21 protein-coding genes and 2 pseudogenes are annotated in these 17,446 nt (G+C 30.6%); 1 reads left to right on the top strand and 22 read right to left on the bottom strand.

The features are described from left to right. Positions 1-2: 2 nt before the first annotated feature. The 13 genes from ABT997_RS09140 to ABT997_RS09200 all read right to left on the bottom strand — a co-directional run bounded on the left by ABT997_RS09140 (position 3) and on the right by ABT997_RS09200 (position 9,399). Entirely contained in the window at positions 3-368 is a 366-nt protein-coding gene (locus ABT997_RS09140) for an Asp23/Gls24 family envelope stress response protein (protein ID WP_006594986.1), read from the bottom strand. A gap of 155 nt (positions 369-523) precedes the next feature. Further along, a complete protein-coding gene (rpmB, locus tag ABT997_RS09145) occupies positions 524-712 on the bottom strand; it encodes a 50S ribosomal protein L28 (RefSeq protein ID WP_001140948.1) in 189 nt (62 codons plus the stop codon). Between the two features lie 118 nt (positions 713-830). Further along, positions 831-1,526, bottom strand: coding sequence for a LiaF transmembrane domain-containing protein (locus tag ABT997_RS09150; protein ID WP_006594987.1), 696 nt, complete (start codon positions 1,524-1,526; stop codon positions 831-833). Between the two features lie 4 nt (positions 1,527-1,530). Next, the gene (locus ABT997_RS09155; protein WP_350019202.1) at positions 1,531-1,977 is read right to left on the bottom strand and encodes a LytTR family DNA-binding domain-containing protein; all 447 of its coding nucleotides are present in this window, start codon (positions 1,975-1,977) and stop codon (positions 1,531-1,533) included. A gap of 316 nt (positions 1,978-2,293) precedes the next feature. Beyond that, a complete protein-coding gene (locus tag ABT997_RS09160; protein WP_006594989.1) occupies positions 2,294-2,605 on the bottom strand; it encodes a hypothetical protein in 312 nt (103 codons plus the stop codon). Positions 2,606-3,124: 519 nt separating this feature from the next. Beyond that, positions 3,125-3,910 carry an ABC transporter permease gene (locus ABT997_RS09165; protein WP_003013947.1) on the bottom strand — a complete coding sequence of 262 codons (786 nt, stop codon included), beginning with the start codon at positions 3,908-3,910 and terminating at the stop codon, positions 3,125-3,127. Between the two features lies 1 nt (position 3,911). Next, a complete protein-coding gene (locus ABT997_RS09170) occupies positions 3,912-4,706 on the bottom strand; it encodes an ABC transporter permease (RefSeq protein WP_003013825.1) in 795 nt (264 codons plus the stop codon). Then, on the bottom strand, positions 4,703-5,689 hold the full coding sequence (locus tag ABT997_RS09175) for an ABC transporter ATP-binding protein (RefSeq protein ID WP_003010129.1): 987 nt from the start codon (positions 5,687-5,689) through the stop codon (positions 4,703-4,705). Before ABT997_RS09175 ends, ABT997_RS09170 begins: the two co-directional genes overlap by 4 nt. Beyond that, positions 5,682-5,885: a hypothetical protein gene (locus ABT997_RS09180; protein WP_003010127.1), complete on the bottom strand. Its 204-nt coding sequence runs from the start codon at positions 5,883-5,885 to the stop codon at positions 5,682-5,684. The genes ABT997_RS09175 and ABT997_RS09180 overlap by 8 nt, the downstream gene beginning before the upstream one ends. A gap of 789 nt (positions 5,886-6,674) precedes the next feature. Then, positions 6,675-8,390, bottom strand: a complete 1,716-nt coding sequence (locus ABT997_RS09185; protein ID WP_350019203.1) for a hypothetical protein — start codon at positions 8,388-8,390, stop codon at positions 6,675-6,677. 86 nt (positions 8,391-8,476) lie between these two features. Further along, the gene (locus ABT997_RS09190) at positions 8,477-8,620 is read right to left on the bottom strand and encodes a hypothetical protein (RefSeq protein ID WP_176745969.1); all 144 of its coding nucleotides are present in this window, start codon (positions 8,618-8,620) and stop codon (positions 8,477-8,479) included. Between the two features lie 212 nt (positions 8,621-8,832). Then, positions 8,833-9,039: a hypothetical protein gene (locus tag ABT997_RS09195; protein ID WP_070590689.1), complete on the bottom strand. Its 207-nt coding sequence runs from the start codon at positions 9,037-9,039 to the stop codon at positions 8,833-8,835. A 120-nt stretch (positions 9,040-9,159) separates the two neighbouring features. After that, the gene (locus tag ABT997_RS09200; protein WP_070590686.1) at positions 9,160-9,399 is read right to left on the bottom strand and encodes a hypothetical protein; all 240 of its coding nucleotides are present in this window, start codon (positions 9,397-9,399) and stop codon (positions 9,160-9,162) included. Between the two features lie 283 nt (positions 9,400-9,682). Here ABT997_RS09200 and ABT997_RS09205 point away from each other — a divergent pair, with 283 nt between their 5' ends. Next, positions 9,683-10,108 (top strand): helix-turn-helix transcriptional regulator, encoded by a 426-nt coding sequence (locus tag ABT997_RS09205; protein ID WP_350019204.1) that lies wholly within the window; start codon positions 9,683-9,685, stop codon positions 10,106-10,108. Between the two features lie 161 nt (positions 10,109-10,269). On the opposite strand, the gene ABT997_RS09210 is transcribed toward ABT997_RS09205, so the two are convergent. The 9 genes and pseudogenes from ABT997_RS09210 to ABT997_RS09245 form a co-directional block, all read right to left on the bottom strand. Beyond that, on the bottom strand, positions 10,270-10,830 hold the full coding sequence (locus tag ABT997_RS09210) for a hypothetical protein (RefSeq protein ID WP_350019205.1): 561 nt from the start codon (positions 10,828-10,830) through the stop codon (positions 10,270-10,272). Positions 10,831-10,961: 131 nt separating this feature from the next. Then, entirely contained in the window at positions 10,962-11,177 is a 216-nt protein-coding gene (locus ABT997_RS09215; RefSeq protein WP_350019206.1) for a hypothetical protein, read from the bottom strand. A gap of 350 nt (positions 11,178-11,527) precedes the next feature. Continuing rightward, entirely contained in the window at positions 11,528-13,195 is a 1,668-nt protein-coding gene (locus tag ABT997_RS09220) for a hypothetical protein (RefSeq protein ID WP_350019207.1), read from the bottom strand. Between the two features lie 1,403 nt (positions 13,196-14,598). Next, on the bottom strand, positions 14,599-15,648 hold the full coding sequence (locus ABT997_RS09225; RefSeq protein WP_000126416.1) for a DUF389 domain-containing protein: 1,050 nt from the start codon (positions 15,646-15,648) through the stop codon (positions 14,599-14,601). Further along, positions 15,645-15,968, bottom strand: a complete 324-nt coding sequence (locus ABT997_RS09230; RefSeq protein ID WP_001253404.1) for a potassium channel family protein — start codon at positions 15,966-15,968, stop codon at positions 15,645-15,647. The genes ABT997_RS09225 and ABT997_RS09230 overlap by 4 nt, the downstream gene beginning before the upstream one ends. Before the next feature lie 13 nt (positions 15,969-15,981). Beyond that, positions 15,982-16,323 carry a hypothetical protein gene (locus ABT997_RS09235; protein ID WP_000397556.1) on the bottom strand — a complete coding sequence of 114 codons (342 nt, stop codon included), beginning with the start codon at positions 16,321-16,323 and terminating at the stop codon, positions 15,982-15,984. Further along, entirely contained in the window at positions 16,248-16,550 is a 303-nt protein-coding gene (locus ABT997_RS09240) for a TMEM175 family protein (RefSeq protein WP_350019208.1), read from the bottom strand. The genes ABT997_RS09235 and ABT997_RS09240 overlap by 76 nt, the downstream gene beginning before the upstream one ends. A gap of 353 nt (positions 16,551-16,903) precedes the next feature. Next, positions 16,904-17,011, bottom strand: a pseudogene (locus tag ABT997_RS09840) (30S ribosomal protein S9); the annotation flags it as partial. A gap of 108 nt (positions 17,012-17,119) precedes the next feature. Further along, a pseudogene (locus ABT997_RS09245) lies at positions 17,120-17,446 on the bottom strand (TMEM175 family protein); the annotation flags it as partial.

A 17,446-nucleotide genomic window follows, 5' to 3' on the forward strand; every position in this document is an offset into this window, starting at 1 on the left:
GATTATTCTCCCACAATTTTAATGTTTTGGATATAGACGTTGACTGTATCCGTTGTGATTCCAAGTTGATTTTCTAGACTGAATTTGACACGCTCTTGAATATTTTTTGAGACTTCGCTAATTTTTGTACCATAGCTCAAAACAGTGTAAACATCAACCGCAATACTTCCTGCTTCCGCTGTTTTCACAACGACACCCTTAGAGTAGTTTTCCTTACCTAAGAGAGCTTGGAAATTATCTTTAATCGCGTTTTTGCTAGCCATTCCAACCACTCCAAAAATTTCAGTGGCTGCACCGCCTACAACAGTTGCGATGACATCATCAGTCAATTCAATTTGACCATCTTTTGTATTGATTTTTACTGTCATAATTTCTACCTCAAAAGTATTTTATATTCTATTTTACCATAAAAGAGGGTGCGTGTAAAAGGGATACACCTTTCTCCTATCGGTTGATACAAATGTCCAAAAAGAGAAAAAATGAAGAAAAAAGAAAAGGATCTCCGAGAGATCCTCATTTCTGATTAAACGCGTTCTACTTTACCAGATTTCAATGCACGAGCTGAAGCCCAAACTTTTTTAGGTTTACCATCGATAAGGACAGTTACTTTTTGAAGGTTTGGTTTTACGGCACGTTTGGTTTGGTTCATCGCGTGTGAACGGTTGTTTCCTGATACAGTCTTACGACCAGTAAAATAACATACTTTAGCCATTCTGTTTTGCCTCCTATTAGATCTAATATTACGGATGTGCTAGCACCACATACCGTACTATATTACCAAAAAAACTTTCTCTTGGCAAGACCTTTGAATAAGTTTTTCTTAGATCGGCTTATGAAAAGGAATTCTCACCTACATAGATGATTTCTAGGTTCCCCAGTGAGACCTCTCCGACGATGTAAAAGTCTTTGCTGGTTAAATTGCTAGGATTTTCCTGGTGTTGGATAGCTGACAGAGAACTTTCTACATTGACATGAACCCGCCAGTCGCTTGGAACATAGAGACTCAAACTTCCAAGGGAAACATCCACCGCAAACTGAGCTGACGGCCCTTCGATCCGGCAATTGTCAAAATAGATAGAAGCTTCTCCTAAGCTCACATCCGCACTTCCGCCCGTAAAATTCTGGTCATTCAAATACTTGGTCACTGTAGAGAAGGAGACATCGATGTCATTGCCAGCAGTTTGGCCATGCGATCCTGCTGAATACAAATTCCAAGTCGTTTTTGCTTTTTTAGAGGGCTTAAAGAGAATATTGAGACCAATCACCGCTAAAATAGAAGAAAAGATGACGACCGAATTGGATACCGGAAGAAAATGGTATTGGCCATTAAGGGAGAACAGGGCCAAGATCCCATATAGGAAGCCCCAGCCAAAGTGCCGCTTCAAAAAACTTGAGAGAGAAAGGACTGCTAGCAAAACAACCCAAGCCAGCGTCCAAATACTGATTTCCCATTTTACAAAATAGCCTTGTAAGAGAACTAGAGCCGCTAGGAGGATTAAGAAAATCCCAATTAATTTATTTTTCATCTTGTTACCTCATTTCCTTTAACCGTTCTTTTAAGAGTTGATAATAGTGTCGGGACACGTGTACCTGTTTATGGGTTTGATAAAAATTCACTGTACTGGTTCCCGAAAAAGATTTTTCGATGGAATAAATCTGCTTAGTATTGACAATGGTCGACTTGGAGACACGACAGAAAGCAACCGGCAAGATCTCTTCCAACTCATAGAGTTTTTGACGAACCTCATAGGCCTCTTCTCTGGTATGACCATAGATCTTTTCACCATCTGTCTCAAAGAAGAGAATTTTTGACACATCTACAAAGTATTCGCTGCGATCCTTGTAAAAGGTCAAGGGTGTCATTTTTTGCTCCAAGATCAACTGTTGCAAGCGGGCGACATCCTCCGTCAATCGAGGAGCCCGAATGATCATTTCTGGCTCATCCATCTGCGGATCTAATTCGATGCGAACTTTCATAGGACTCCTTTCTTAACCTTTGTTAGTAACATTATAACAGCTGTTCAAAATCTTACAAGTCCTTTTCAGTAAGTGGTTATTTTCAGCCACTAAGTGGTTATTTCAGACAGCTAAAAAGAGGCTCGGACTTTTGTCCCAGCCTCTCAATTGTCTTTGCATTGTCGAGCAAGACGCAGTGGTTGAGTGGGCTCTACTACGCTGATTTCATCAGCTTTTATAGCCCTACTCAACTGTGCGGAGGTGGGACGACGAAATCGAATTCTAACGAATTACCGATTTCTGTCCCACTCTCCTAGAGCGAATATAATCGGAAGCATTATTTTTCTTTTGGTGCGTCTGGAAAAAGAAAACCTAAACCAAGACAAGCTAAGACCCCCGCAGTAATCACAACCCCATTTGAAATCGGAAGAAGATCATAGATGGCATTGGCAATGATAAAGCCAATCACTGCACAAATCAAACTGGACTTGTAGTCTTTCTTGAGTGCATTTTCAAGCGTAAAGAAAGCAAACAAGACGACTGGAACCAAGGGCCAAAGATTGGCATCTATTTTTGGATAACCAATGATACTAAAGGTGATGACGGCGAGAGCTGCAAGGATAAATCCAAAACCAATTAATTTTTTCATGATACTACCTCTTTTTGTAATGTTATCAGAAGACTAGCTTCTTTTGATAATACTACTATAGCAAACAGAGGCAAGAGTGACAAGGAAATTTAGATAAGTGGTCAAATTATCGGACTATCTGGTCAAATCTCCGTTCATTCCTAGGCGTTAGAAGACAATATTCGAGGATAACGGAAGGTCAATGAATTACCGTAGAGATGGAGAAAAGGTTTTGGATGCTTTGTCATTTTTGGTACAAATAAAACTTTTCGTAAAACCTGGTTTGACACAGTTGGATTTCAGGTACTTTCAGTTTAGCTTTATATCAACCATCATCAAAATCCAACTATTTTCTTATTTTAAAAAATATGAATAAGTTTGATTGAATGAGGGAATTTCTTTAAATTTTTTCTTAGCACCTATAAGTTAATAATACTATTCTTTAAATTATAGTTTATAATTATCTGATGTTTCAATGACCACAAAACAAAGTACAGCGAATCACTTCCTTTAGTCAAACATATAACTGAACAACATTGTTTATCTTCCTGCACTTTCATATTTTTTCAATCCTTTTCTAAAAATTGTACGACTGATAATAATCAAAAAAACTGTAAAAACTATTTGATAGAAAAATAGGTTCAATGTATCTTTCCCTAAAAATATTAATACTGCAGGATTGGCAATTAATAAATTGGGAACAAATAACATAGTGATCAATCTGTTAATACCTGTAAAAATATTATATGGATACTTAGAAATTCCAATATAATTCAAAAATACATCTACTTTTGAAAATTTAGTTGGGAACCAAAATGAACTAATCGTTATTAGAAACCAAATTGAATAATATATAATACAACCACACATTAAAGAAAGGATATAAAATAATATTTTTAATGAATTTAAATGTACATTTAAATTTCCATAACTTATAAAAATGATCGCAAGACCAAAAAAAGTATTCACGAATTGAACTAAATTAAATGATCTAAAAATATAGAACAACTGAGTATCAAACGGCCTCAATAAAATTTGATCCAAGTTACCACTCAAAATATCTGATTCTAAAATTCCCATACTTCTAATTAACAATCCCATCATAACTCCATCTACAATAGTGTAGGAACCTACCAAAAATAAAATTTGATAATAGTCCCAACCATTAAAAGAGTCTATGTTTAAGAAAATCAATCTAAAAAATACAATAGGTAAACCAATCCACAGTATCGACGAAAATAGACCACAAAAGAAGTCAAAATGAAAATTCATATCAGATTTAAAACCAAAATGAAGTAGCCTAAAAATTACTTTTATTCTAAACATTTTATCCTCCCACATTTGAGAAGTGCTCCACTCCTTTTCTCAATATGAATCTTGATATAATATAAAAAATGATGCACCAAATCAATTGAATACAAATAATTCTCAAATAGTCTATTAATTTATATGTATCATTACTAAACATCTGAAGCGGTTCATATACTAAGTATTTAAAAGGTAATACATCTAAAAACAGACGAAAATTATTTGAAAAAAAACTTAAAGGCAATAATATTCCTGATAAAAACTGAATTACTATTTCTTTAACAGTAAGGACAAAAAATATATTTTCTAACCAAAAAGAAAGCATACCTACACAACATGATATTAAAAACCATAGAACCATAGATAGAATAATTGCAATACTTCCTAAAATAAGAATTTCAATGGTTAATAACTCATTCTTGTAATAAACACTGGAGAATAAAATGACAGGAATGATGATAAATAATAAATGAGCAAGCCTATCTCCAAGCATTTTACAAAAATAATACTTATAAAAAGTAACAGGTTTTATTAATATGCTAAAAAAATTTCCTGAATGAACATCGTCATTGATTTCCCAATCAACTGGATAAAAAACAAAATATGAAAAAATTATAGTCCCCAAATAGTATTGAACCATTGAGGTAAAATCATATCCTGCTATATTTATCTGGTTACTCTGATATATATACGTCCATAAAAATACTGATATCATAATTTGTATACTTGCCTGTAACATTAACAATAGTACACTTGATTTATAGTTCAAAATAGATCGAAATGATATCAGAATAATAGACATTTCTTTTTTCAATTGTGCTCCTTTTTTGTAAAATAGTTTTGTAAAATAATTTCTTCTAAAGAAAGATTTGATATTTCAAAATCTTCTATATCTACAAGCTTATTGATTGATTCTAATGTCTCAAAGACAAAATCTCTAGGTATTTTTAGTATACATTCCGATTTTGTTTGAGAAATGACTACTACTCCTTTAACAGAGCATAACTCTGGTACCAAATCTAATGTCATTTTTATCTTTAAATATTTAAAATCAGAAAATTTAGATAAAATAACATCCATTGACTCCTGCAAAATAATTTTTCCTTTGTCAATGACGATTAATTCGTCACAAACAGACGAAATATCATCCATATCATGACTCGTTAAAATAATAGTAGTATGACATTCTTCATTCATTTTCTTTAAAAATGTTCTGATATCTTTTTTAGACTGTATATCTAACCCTATAGTAGGCTCGTCTAAAAATAATATTTCCGGACTTGTTAAAGATGCCGCGATAAACTCCATTTTCATTTTTTGTCCAAGAGAGAGGGTCCGGACCTGCTGGTAAAGCTGATCTTTTACATTCAACAAATTGCTTAATTCCTGAATTCGTTCTTGTAAAATCGCCGGTTCTACCTCATATAAAGTACCAATCAATTGAAAATAATCCATAGCCGAAACATCTTGAAATAACTGTAATTTATTTCCTACTACTATTGAAATTTTTTTTCTAAAATTTATACTTCTTTTAAATGGAATTTCTCCATTCACTTCTAATTTTCCGGAACTAGGATAAAGAGTCCCAGTCAACATTTTAATCGTTGTGGATTTACCAGCTCCATTACTCCCAATAAAGCCAACTATACTCCCTCTCTTAATCGTAAAACTAATATCTTGAACAGCTCGAATCGTTATTTGATTACGTTTCAAAAATCTCTTGATAAATGGGAGTCTTGAATCAAAATTATAAAAATTTTTAGATAAATTCTGAGCATTAATAACTATTTCACTCATATATCTCTCCTTTCGATAAAATATATTTACTTGTACTTTTTCCATACTTTACCAAAATGCTAAAGATTGAGCTAAAATCTTCGGGATGGGTAAAATAATATTTGTCTTTAAAAAGTTTCTCAAAACCTTCAAGGCGATTATTGAAATCATTAAATTTTGTATTGTCTAGCTGGTTGAATGTCTCTTTAATATCCATAAACTTTCTCCGTGATTCTTTATTTCACTTTATAAATAGAAGAGTGTCTATATATTTATAGATTCTCAAGAACTTGCATTTTATCAAGTATAAGTAGAATAGTATGTAAGGGTTTACATATTCATATTATATGATTGTTTAAGGAATCCGTCAATTTTCCACATTATTATATGACAAAATGTATTTTTTAAAAATGCAAAAATCTATGAGCAAGATGTTTGACTTCCTTTTTTAAAGTATATATACTTATATTAACCTTAGAAAAGAAAAAATGTTTGAACAGATATTCAATAATAATTACTTTTTTTAAAATTAAAATTCGAACTTTAAATTTTTATCTTTTTTATATTATTGAGTAACCTAAATTGCCCAATTTGTAAAATTTAGCTAGACAAAAAAAGACATCCAAGAGAAATTTCTTAAATGTCTGTAAACGTTGATATAAGCGTGTTGATTAACGTTTTGATAATTGTGATGCTTTACGAGCTTTCTTAAGACCTGGTTTGGAAAGTATGAGTTTCAGTTGGATTAAAAACAGCGTAATATCAGGGCTTTTCAGAACGATATCTACTTATTCATTTCATAAAATTTGAATCAATATTTTTAAAATAGGGGAATAGTTTAGTTCTGTAAAAAATAAATAGTCTATTTATAAACCTTATTATACTAGTATTCTTTCCTGTTTTTGAAAAATAGTAGAAAAAAAGGTAGAGGTTAAAACAGCATCTAAATCTTTCAAAATTCTTTATCAAGCTTAAAACTTAATTTGAAATAAACCTCTGATGATTTTTATAAGAAAAAATCACCATTTTTATAAATCATTTTTTGGGGTCCTGATGGAATCATATTTAATTCTCCATTTTTACATATGGAGAAGGTCCCTTCCCAAATTTCATAAGGTATATTAGACTTAGTAAACTTATATTTAACTTTATCTGCCCTTCTGAAATAAACTCCCGAATATTTAGGTACACCAGTTGTAGAGTATTCAATATAGTCATCTTTCTCAGCAAAATAAAAATCATACTTACCACATTCTTCCTTAAAGTAATATATTGGAATATTAAAATCAGGAAATTTATCAAACTTGTTATTTATATACTCACATAGTTGATAAAAACCATCTGTCTCTGTTTGGACAACACCCAATTCCTTTAGATTTGACTCTGAAAAATTATATCCTCCCAGTAATAAATAGAAAACCAGAAGTGTACAATTTCTAGAATTTTCAACTTCATTCCAATTACATAAGTTATGTTTATGAAAATAACCATTTCTAAGACGTGGTATATCCGAGAGCGTTTCTAGTATAAAATGGGAAGTCTCATCACTTATTCCAGAAGCTAGCAGATCTTTATTTTTTACGTAACAACGACCCTTTTTAAAGTCACCGAAGAATCTTGTTAAAGCATTAAGATTTATGTTTTTTACCTTTCTTTCATCACTTAATAAATTATCTGTAAGGCATTCACAACCACTCCCTGTAAAAATCTTTCTTTCAACAGAATCTTTTTCTAATGTATGTAGACTGATAAAATAATAAAGAAATTGTTCTATTGCTTTAAAAAAACCCATAGCAATCGAAGTTAAGTCAACATTACAAACATTTTGCAAAGACCAATATAACCATTCTGCAGTCATAAAACTCTGTGCAAAAACACTATTACCAATAAGAAGTTTATAATTATTATAAAAATGTCTATCTAATATCTCTTTTTGATCACTTGAAATTCTATTTTTAACATCTAGTTTGCTTACATCAATTTTTAATATCGTATCTTCAATAACTTTTCTATAGCTATATAAATTGTTTTGAGTCAAGGTCCTTACTATTTGAAAACCATAGTAGTCTTTAACTTTTTCAGCTAACTTTTCAGTATATGATTTGAATATGTCATATTCATCACAGTCAAAAAACATATTAAAAATTTGTTTCAATGAATACAATCCAGTTCCTTTAGTTGCATCATCAGAATTAGAATTATGATTAATTATCTCCTTATAAGCTTCGTCTTCTATAAATGAAATATGAAAACACTTTGTTAAATGATTTTCTTGCATTATTTTTTTTATTATCGATTTAGGAAATCTATTTTGTATTCCAAATTTCTTAAAAATATAAAGTATTTTCTCATTTTGTTCATTTTCGTAACTAAAAGCATAACATACATTTTCATTGCCTTGATCAACATAATCAAAAATTTCTTCATCATCTCCAATTGAATATAATTTTGCATCTTTTTCAAAGATTTGAATCCAATTTATGTTCACTTTATATTCTTCAAATAGATACATAATTATTTCTGGTATTGCTTCAAATATAGCAGATTCTGTACATTTCATAATGCTTTCAAAATTAAAATAATCATCACTATAAATGTCTATTATAGTGGACAGTCCAAATTTATCATTCGCTTCATACCCCCAACCATCACGAATCGATTTCAATTTGTTAAAGCAATTTTTCAATAATACTTCCTCATAGATTAAACTTGTATTTTTCATAAAGATACGCTCCCTGAAACTATTGAATGTAATGAATGAAATAAGTATATATAATGAAAAATTAGTGATTGCTTATTTAGCAATCACTAATTTCCTAATCGAGTGCTCACTGCTGTAGTAAGTACTCTTTCTGCTCCAGTAGCATCAGTCTTCAAAGACAAAATGATAAAGGCTACAGAAAGTCCAGCCGCCGCGACTGCTTTCCAGTCTAAAGTGACATTCAAGATCATAGCTCTACCCCCTTCTGAGCTTAATGCTCAATTTCTCTGGATAGACTATTTTAGTCAGCGACTTTTAATCCTGAACTAATAATAGTGTAACCGTTTTTATTATATTTGTCTACTTAAATGTAAAACTGTTTTGTATTTTTCTTTTATTCCAGAATGTTATGATCCTCTATGGTTAACTTAACAATGGTATATGCAATAATTATCTATGGTATTTATAATCCTAATCGTTCCGAATCCCAGTTTCCATATTCGTCATACCCAAATCCATCAGGATCCATTGCATCAATTCCACATTGCTCTAGAAACCTAGAACAGTCATGACAATAATAAGACTCATAGCTTTCATCGCTACCTTCCCAATCAATTTCATGCTTGGTAAACAACTCACCACACTCACTACATTCGTATAATTTTGACATAATATAAACTCCTATTTTTAATAAACAAGTATATGAAGCTTCTACATTATCAGATTCAGCCTGATCCATGGTAAATACTGTGACTTCGGCTATTTTTATTAACGAAATTAAAGGATTAGCTTACTTTTCTCTTAAACAGTTTACAACTGAAAATGCATTAACTATCCCAATTTTATGTTTTTTATTAAGCAATTTTACACATTCAGAGAAACTCAAGTTGTTCTCTTTTATAAATTCAATTTCTTCCCCGCCATTCTTAATCATATAGTCTGCAAATTTTGATGCAATAATATATCTTCTAACAACTAAATAGATCAGTCCAAAAACCAACACAATATTAAATATTACTTGTAAATCCATTATGACTTTCCTCCTATAATTACACGGCAGGATATACTCTATCCCCAAAAAACTTCTGGTCATATTTCTGACACAGAATCTAGAACAAATATATGATTCACTTTATTTTTTATAAGCTAATCATAACTTTATTCCTCACTTTCTTAAGAATACCGATATTATAGTCCACTAATTTTATTTTGTCAAGTATTTTTTATCTAAATTATAATTTTGACCTAAACAATGCTTTTTTATGGTTCAAATTTCTGTTATAATGTAAATACAGAATTGTAGGTGTCGTGAAATGAAAAAAGAAAAATATCCCTCAAATGAGAAAACAAGACAAATACTGCAAGACAATTTAAAGTCTATCAGAGAGATCTTAAATTGGACAAGTGCAGATTTAGGTAATCTTATTGGAGTTACTAAACAAACCATTAGTAATTTAGAAACAAAGAATAGTAAACTAACCAAACTTCATTATATTGCAATACGAACGGTAGTTGATTTTGAAATTGAAAAACTAAAATCAACTGACTCTGATCGAGCCGAGCGTGCTAGCATGCTATTAGAAGTATTATCTAAAGCCGAAGAAGAAAATCTGGATTTTGATGAAATCTCTCAGGCTTCTAAATTAATTGTTTCCTCAACGTCTGCTGCAATTGCAGGTACTATAATTGGTGCAATAATCCCATTTGTTGTCAATGGATTTAATAAAAAAAATAGATAACAGTGAACTGTACCCCAAAAGTTATACAGAAAAAATCTAACTTTTGGGGTGTTTTTATTATGAGATTAATGTTTGAGAATAAATTTTAGATTTATGAACTAAAACAAAAAAATTTTATTAGCTTTGATGAGTAGTTTTTAAATAAGAAAATATCCCTCACACTAAATAACAGAAGCTCTTCCAATAAAGCAAAAGTTTAAAAGATCTTTAAATTTTTCCTGTTCTTCTGAACTTGATAAGTAAAAGTCTAAATCGTATTTTTCATACACCACTATCGCTGTCTCAAAATTTTTATACAAACCACGATCTGCTAAACGAACGTTCGTATTATTTAAGACTGATGTTAGCAGAGCATAAACATTAGTATATTCTCTCAATTTAAGGGGTAAATCATCTTGATAAAAATCTTCCTCATACTCAGCAATTTCTTCCTCTGAAGGATAATTCATATTTTGAATCTGTTCATGATTACTGATCAACCAAAATCTAGCTTCATCAACCCCTCTAGTTTTCACAATTGATAAAAGAAATTTGTCTAACAATTGAATGTTATCAAAATCTTTTACTTCTACTAATTTTTTTAACGTTCTAAATCTAATTTCTGGAGGTAGTGCGGAGAAAAAAGTTAAAACATTTTTATCTGATTTTAAATTCAGATCATACTTCAAAAAATATTGAACAAACAAATATGAAAATAAATCCCATATTGAATTCTCTGCCACAATTAGCTCTTCAATTTTTGCATTTGATATATTCGAAGTATGTGTGTGTTTATTCCCGATTTCTTTTAATCTATTTATAGTTTTTTCAAAGTCTTTAACTATTAGTTTATCAATTTTATTATATTGTTCAGTTACTTTAAACTTTTCATTTTTTTATAGGTAGTTATATCTCCCAATTCCATCGGTTCACCTGCCCCTAAATCTAAAAATTTACGAGCTAGTATCTCAGTCAACTTTCTTAATAACACAATTCTACTTCCATAACTAATCTCTGAGTAATAAATATCACCAATTAAATCAGATAAAATTAATTCATAATCTTGATTATCAAAAGAAGCAATTCCCATATCTTATCCTTTCTAAAAATAGCATATGAGCTGAGCTCATATGCTATATGTTTCTCTATTAATTCTACGACTTTACTTCATTAGCTAATTTAGCAAGAGTAATTTCCTTATGCGAATCAATAGAAATTGTTACAAGCTCAATTAGAGCTAAAATAACTTTTGTCCAATCAACATTCATTATTTCGTCCTCCTTCTGGGCACTTCCTGTGCCAAAAACCAAGAACTTGTAACATTTATATATTATTAAAATAATAAAATTTTGTCAATTTTTTATAGGATATCTTTCCGAATAATGCCTCTTTTTTTACGTTATAATTTAATTAACATTTGAAAGAATAATAGAATTTTAGTTAGTTATTATGATCAAAAATATATTCTTTAGGCCACCCATCAATATCTTTTAAAAGTAGAGTTTTTGATGATCTATCAATCTCTCCAACTTTGTTTCCATTAGCATCTTTTATAATCAAACCAACATTATCGTATTTATAACGATTAACTTTTGTATAAGTCTTTTTAAGTGATTTACTCGAATTGAAATATTGAACATTCTGCTTAACATTAATTATTTTATCATCAACAAAATATATAATATCCGATTTAATCTTTTTATTTTCAATGTTTTGATTATAGTATACTCCTCTACAACCTTTTATCATATCATTGTCAACGAAAATATAAAATCCAGATATAATTACAATCAAAGCTGATAATAGTAATATATATGAATAATCAACTTTTGTTAATAGATATTTTCCACTATATTTATCTTTATCTTTTATTGCTTGTATTTTTTCTGAATTTTCTAAAACAAAGAAATCCGACTTTATTTTTAATACATCTTTAGAAATACGATAAATCGGATTGTCTTTTTCTAATAAAGACCAATATTTAGTGGTTAAGCTTGGTTTTTCACCATTATCCTCCATATTAAAATCGTACTGGATTATTACTAAATCCTTTACATTAATATAGTCGTTCTCATCTATTTCCCAATTCTTTTTAAAAAAATTTCCACTAAGTTTAATCTTGATATATCTTCCCTTGTCAATAGATAAACTATCATTAGGCCTTGACACTCCTAATTTTTTCTTAGCCAAATATTCCAATAATATATCTTTATGCAACTCGTATAAAGCATAAATCATAACAAGGATAACTATTTTTAAAATAGCAGCACAAAATAGGTAAGGAGTAAAATAACTCTTTGGTAAACTTTCAAAATGTGAAGACGTGTAAACATTGACCATATAAAGAAATGTCTTATCCATCGTAATATTTTCAGAAATTAATAAAGATAGATATAAAAATGGAAGATACAAAAGTACCGAATATTTATCTCTATTTAATTTTTCTTTTATTTCATCCTCATTTTGTATTATTCCACCTCTTTCTTCTTTAGATAATAAATATTTCACATCAATATTTGTAAACTGATTATACAGTGTCCCAAAAATCAGCATAAAAAACGTCCAACCTAATATAGCATTATTAATACCAATAAATGAAGTTATAAATAATACTAAACTAGTAGTAAAAATAACAACAAATGGAGAAATCCCTGTAATTACATATATGATTCGAAACAAAAGAAGAAGTAATGCTAGAATCAGAAATGGTACTTTTATATAACTTAGAATTTGAATTAATTTTGGATTAAAATAATTAATTGTTTTTGAAAAAAATATATCTATAATGATAATATTTACAATATAATATATAAGGCAATAGAAAAAATTAGATATTCTTTTTTTTGAAAATATTTCAGAAGAGTTGTTCTTAAACTGATCTTTAATTCCACTTAATTTAATTTGAGTATCATCTCTATAATTGAACCATAGAAATAATCCTAAACCTAAAATGTAAATCATCAAAAAGATAATTATTAAAAATGTATTTGTGTTATTTAATTTTAATATTAAAAAAAGAAATATTCCGACCATAATATTTAGTATTATCGTTAAATACAAATTTATTTTCATTGGCCTATATAATAACGCATTTTTTAAAAGATTCATAATTCCCTCCCTAATAAAAATCGATGATATTCTTTTACACACCCTATATGACAAAATATTATTTTCAACTCAACTTCATTTTTGTGATTTCTACTATGTGAATTTTTGATAGACTGCTACTTTCAACTGTACTCCAAAAATTAGACTGAAAAAAACTAACTTTTTTGGCACAGTTCAATTTGTTGCTTTAAGTAAAAAATTCTCTCCATCTTCATCTCACTTATAAGTAATAATCATATATTATTACTTTGTCTTATTCTAAAAATTATACACTATATATATTTCATAATATTAGTTCATATTCAAAGGTGCTTAAATTTCAATTCGTGTAATTTAAAAAACATCTTATTTCTTATTATATTATCACCATATCATAGATCTCCTTTCTATTCTTAACCTTTAATGAAAGTCTTAAACAAAACCATAGTGTATAAAAAATTATACCTTTATTATTAACATAAGACTCTACAGAGTCATTTGATTTTGTTTTAAAAATCAATCCTTGGAAAGATACAGTAATAGTTTATCATTTTTCAAAACCTCCATTTTTATAATTAATATTGACAGAGTTTTTTATTATTTTCCTAATTTCATTTTTAACTCTCTGATACATTCATAAAGGTATTCTTTACTTTAAGGATATCACAAAAACATAAATTTTTATATAGATTTTCAACAACTAACTTTAAAAAAACAGTATCTAAAAAACTTCATTTCTATATGTTAAATACAATTATTTGCCCATTAATTCTCATGAAGTAAACTTTGTATTTTTGAAACAAAAAAAGACATCCAAGAGATAATTCTTGAATGTCTGTAAACGTTGATATAATCGTATTGATTAACGTTTTGAGTGCAGTGGTTGCCATCCAATCAAACATCGCTTCGCTTGTTTGCTTGGATGGCAACTGTGCATAGCATATCTCTATGCGACTAAAGTCGCTAGAGCTATCCTAATTGCGCACCGCCAGTTCTCATACAAAAAACACCTTGCAAGATGCAAAGTGTTTTCGTTTGTATTCTGTATTCCAGTAACGAATTAACGTTTAGAGAACTGGCTAGCTTTACGAGCTTTCTTAAGACCTGGTTTGGAAAGTATGAATTTCAGTTGGACTAAAAACAGCGTAATATCAAGACTTTTCTCCGCTTTTATAAAAGCGTTTTTCCAATCAAATTCAACTAATTTTATCTAAATGGTGTGGATTTTACCCCCAAAATTACAGAGAATGGAGCTGATAAACACTAAACGTTCACACCATTAGTTAAATGATTTTTTTCATCATTTTTCTTAGATGATAGAACTTCTAATTTATTTCTTATTCAAGCAAAAACAACCTGCTATAAGTAAGAAAGAGGAAGATACAAGAAAAACACGGCGTAAAAACCGATTCAGTTCATTGTCCTCAATCCTTGTCTGCTTCATTTTCTTTTACGAGATCGTTTTGTGAATCTTTTTCAGAGAGTTTTTGATCAATATACTTGTCAATGTTTTCATAAAATTCCTTGGTCGCTTCACTATCTAATGTTGGCGAGTTCTGAACTTGATTCACTTTCAATTGAACAGATTGAATACCGTAAGAGGCTTGTTTTTGGTGGAGTGTTTCTAATTCTTCTTCTGAAATCGGATCTCCAACAACCGTCAAGACCAATTCATTGTTACTTGACTTGTAGACTTGATTAATAACCGTATAATTGGCGAACTCTTTTCCTACAAACTGTTTGATCCCTTCTTTGCGCGCTTGTTCTATTGTCAGAGTAACTGCCGAATAGCTAGCTGGAAGAATCAACAATACAATCAAAGAAATCAAGCCAATTCTCATTTTAATGCTCAGCTCTTTAAATGAAGTTAAAGGAGATTTTCTCATCAAAATTCTTGTTCCAACAATGTTGGCTAGCATGATAAAGACACAGTTGATCAAGAAAAGATAGAGAGCCCCCAATAAAAATCGTACATTCCCATTAGCTAAACCATAGCCAGCAGTACAGATAGGCGGCATCAAAGCTGTAGCAATGGCTACTCCTGGCACGATATTGTTTGCTTCTTTTTTCCTTGAACCGATCACACCAGCAATCCCACCAGCAATAGCAATGAGAACATCCCAAATGGTTGGAGAGGTTCGTGCGATCAACTCGCTACTTGCATAAGACAAGGGAGAAATCCAGAAATACAGAGTCGAGACAAGCAAACTGACCAACACTTGAGTCAATAAAACCTCTAGAGATTGCTTGATTAAACGCGTATCAAAAATAGCTAAACCGAATCCCAGTCCAACAATCGGTGTCATGAGAGGTGAAATTAACATGGCTCCAATAATAACAGCTGTTGAATTCATATTTAGACCGATAGAGGCAATAAAAATTGCACACATCAAAATCGCTGTATCTCTCAATCGAACATGAAGGTCATCGTATAATTTCTCACGGTATTCCCGTGTTGAATAATTGGCAGTCATTTGTCCTCTCCTCTTTCCTTATTTAAATCGGTATAATAATTAATAATAACAGCTGATAAACAGCCAAAAAATATGAGCCCATAAATCGTCAAGAAGACACTGGTAATCCTTCCAATCAAGGTCACAGCTAGGAGATCCCCGTAGCCGACAGTCGTCGAAGTCACAAAAGCATACCAAAGACCGTCTCCGTAATTTGTGATAGCAGGTTCAACTAGGAAAAGCACGCCTCCTGACCCAAAAACAAAGGTCACAAAACTCAGAGCAAACCGAGTAAAACCCGTAACCTGTATAATATGCCATAACATTTTTAAACGTCTCATTTGTTCTCCTTATTCATACTAGCTCCTGACCGAGCCGTTTTTTCCAATAATCAAAGTGAAGATAGGACATGATCTCCATCAGAGAAAGATAGACAAACTGATAGATCTGATTTAAGCTGATTATCAACTGATATTGTTTGAAAAATGACTGGAAGAAAGACCAGATATGACTGTCTTGAATCAGTCCCTTCTTAACATCAGACAGGATATTAGCTAAAGCTCCCAAGGACTGAAACGGTAAATCCTTGACATTTATATAGATCCGGTCCACCACATCATTCAGACTGGTATCTTGGATGGCATGAAATTCTCCAAAGAGAACTCCTGCCGCTCCAAGAGTAGAAACAAATTCCACCAAATAATTTCTGAGGAAATTTTCTCAACCTTTTCCCATAATGTGTTTAGTGCCATCCATAACGATCCCAACCAGAAAAAGGAAAGAAAACAAGCAAAGAAATTATGCCGTAAATCCCAAAAAGCTTCAAGACTTGGTGTTGTTGGTTTTTCTAACTCTAAAATCAAGATGGTCATAATAATTGCTAGAACAGCATCTGTCAATACAATTAATCTGTCTTTCTTCATCGGATTGCATCCCCTTTCTTTTTTGTAACATTCTATCTTATCGCATAATATTGGATATTCTTTCATAATCCGACTACAAACAAAAATAAACCAAAAAGTCTGTCCCTATTATGCTATATTTAACTCTAGAAGTATTCATCCATCTAATTAATAAATATATCATATTTCACAATAAATGAATACTATCAAAGATTCATCCCCTTTCACTTCATCATTTAGTGTTGCTTAGATTTATCAAAAACAACCAAATTTGTATTAATTTCAAGTATCACCTAGTTACAAAAATTTGGGGTGAACAGAAAAAGCATCCCGTATTTTTGATACGAAATGCTTTCAATAAGTTTAAATAAGTTTTAACGTTTACTAAATTGTGATGCTTTACGAGCTTTTTTCAAGCCTGGTTTGGAAAGTATGGATTTCAGATGGACTAAAAATAGCGTAATATCAGGGCTTTTCAGAACGATATCTACTAATTGATTTCATAAAATTTGAATCAATATTTTTTAAACGGGGAAATAGTTTAGGTCTCTAAGCATTAAAATAATACACCTAACTTTGGTCACCGTTTTTTAGTTATTCACTCTTTTTTCGGATAGTGTTTTTAAAGTTATGATGTAAAATGCCGCAATTAAAACACTATACATCATAATCAGAGGATAGACAATTAAGGATAGAATCAATCCCACTCCTTTAATTATTAGGTCAGGTATCAATAACTTCCTATATTGTGCGGTAGCTTCAAGTAATTCTTTCTGATCTATATTGGGTTTATCAATTACTTTATGTAAAAACCAGTTTGCTACCGTTGAAACAATAACAATCAGTCCATAAAAGAGCTGTGCCGTATGATTCATGAAATGACTACTAACTATTCCAGTAGCATAGGGCATAAATGA

The sequence above is a fragment of the Streptococcus australis genome (assembly GCF_040226615.1).
Lineage (GTDB): Bacteria > Bacillota > Bacilli > Lactobacillales > Streptococcaceae > Streptococcus > Streptococcus australis_E.

Bases quoted from the DNA above. Each gene is read 5' to 3' on its own strand.
- ABT997_RS09205 (WP_350019204.1), top strand. From the start codon at position 9,683: ATGAAAAAAGAAAAATATCCCTCAAATGAGAAAACAAGACAAATACTG.
- ABT997_RS09230 (WP_001253404.1), bottom strand. From the start codon at position 15,968: ATGAGACGTTTAAAAATGTTATGGCATATTATACAGGTTACGGGTTTT.
- ABT997_RS09175 (WP_003010129.1), bottom strand. From the start codon at position 5,689: ATGAGTGAAATAGTTATTAATGCTCAGAATTTATCTAAAAATTTTTAT.
- rpmB (WP_001140948.1), bottom strand. From the start codon at position 712: ATGGCTAAAGTATGTTATTTTACTGGTCGTAAGACTGTATCAGGAAAC.
- ABT997_RS09220 (WP_350019207.1), bottom strand. From the start codon at position 13,195: ATGAATCTTTTAAAAAATGCGTTATTATATAGGCCAATGAAAATAAAT.
- ABT997_RS09225 (WP_000126416.1), bottom strand. From the start codon at position 15,648: ATGACTGCCAATTATTCAACACGGGAATACCGTGAGAAATTATACGAT.
- ABT997_RS09140 (WP_006594986.1), bottom strand. From the start codon at position 368: ATGACAGTAAAAATCAATACAAAAGATGGTCAAATTGAATTGACTGAT.
- ABT997_RS09160 (WP_006594989.1), bottom strand. From the start codon at position 2,605: ATGAAAAAATTAATTGGTTTTGGATTTATCCTTGCAGCTCTCGCCGTC.
- ABT997_RS09240 (WP_350019208.1), bottom strand. From the start codon at position 16,550: ATGAAGAAAGACAGATTAATTGTATTGACAGATGCTGTTCTAGCAATT.
- ABT997_RS09200 (WP_070590686.1), bottom strand. From the start codon at position 9,399: ATGGATTTACAAGTAATATTTAATATTGTGTTGGTTTTTGGACTGATC.
- ABT997_RS09195 (WP_070590689.1), bottom strand. From the start codon at position 9,039: ATGTCAAAATTATACGAATGTAGTGAGTGTGGTGAGTTGTTTACCAAG.
- ABT997_RS09185 (WP_350019203.1), bottom strand. From the start codon at position 8,390: ATGAAAAATACAAGTTTAATCTATGAGGAAGTATTATTGAAAAATTGC.
- ABT997_RS09190 (WP_176745969.1), bottom strand. From the start codon at position 8,620: ATGATCTTGAATGTCACTTTAGACTGGAAAGCAGTCGCGGCGGCTGGA.
- ABT997_RS09180 (WP_003010127.1), bottom strand. From the start codon at position 5,885: ATGGATATTAAAGAGACATTCAACCAGCTAGACAATACAAAATTTAAT.
- ABT997_RS09150 (WP_006594987.1), bottom strand. From the start codon at position 1,526: ATGAAAAATAAATTAATTGGGATTTTCTTAATCCTCCTAGCGGCTCTA.
- ABT997_RS09155 (WP_350019202.1), bottom strand. From the start codon at position 1,977: ATGAAAGTTCGCATCGAATTAGATCCGCAGATGGATGAGCCAGAAATG.
- ABT997_RS09165 (WP_003013947.1), bottom strand. From the start codon at position 3,910: ATGTTTAGAATAAAAGTAATTTTTAGGCTACTTCATTTTGGTTTTAAA.
- ABT997_RS09215 (WP_350019206.1), bottom strand. From the start codon at position 11,177: ATGGGAATTGCTTCTTTTGATAATCAAGATTATGAATTAATTTTATCT.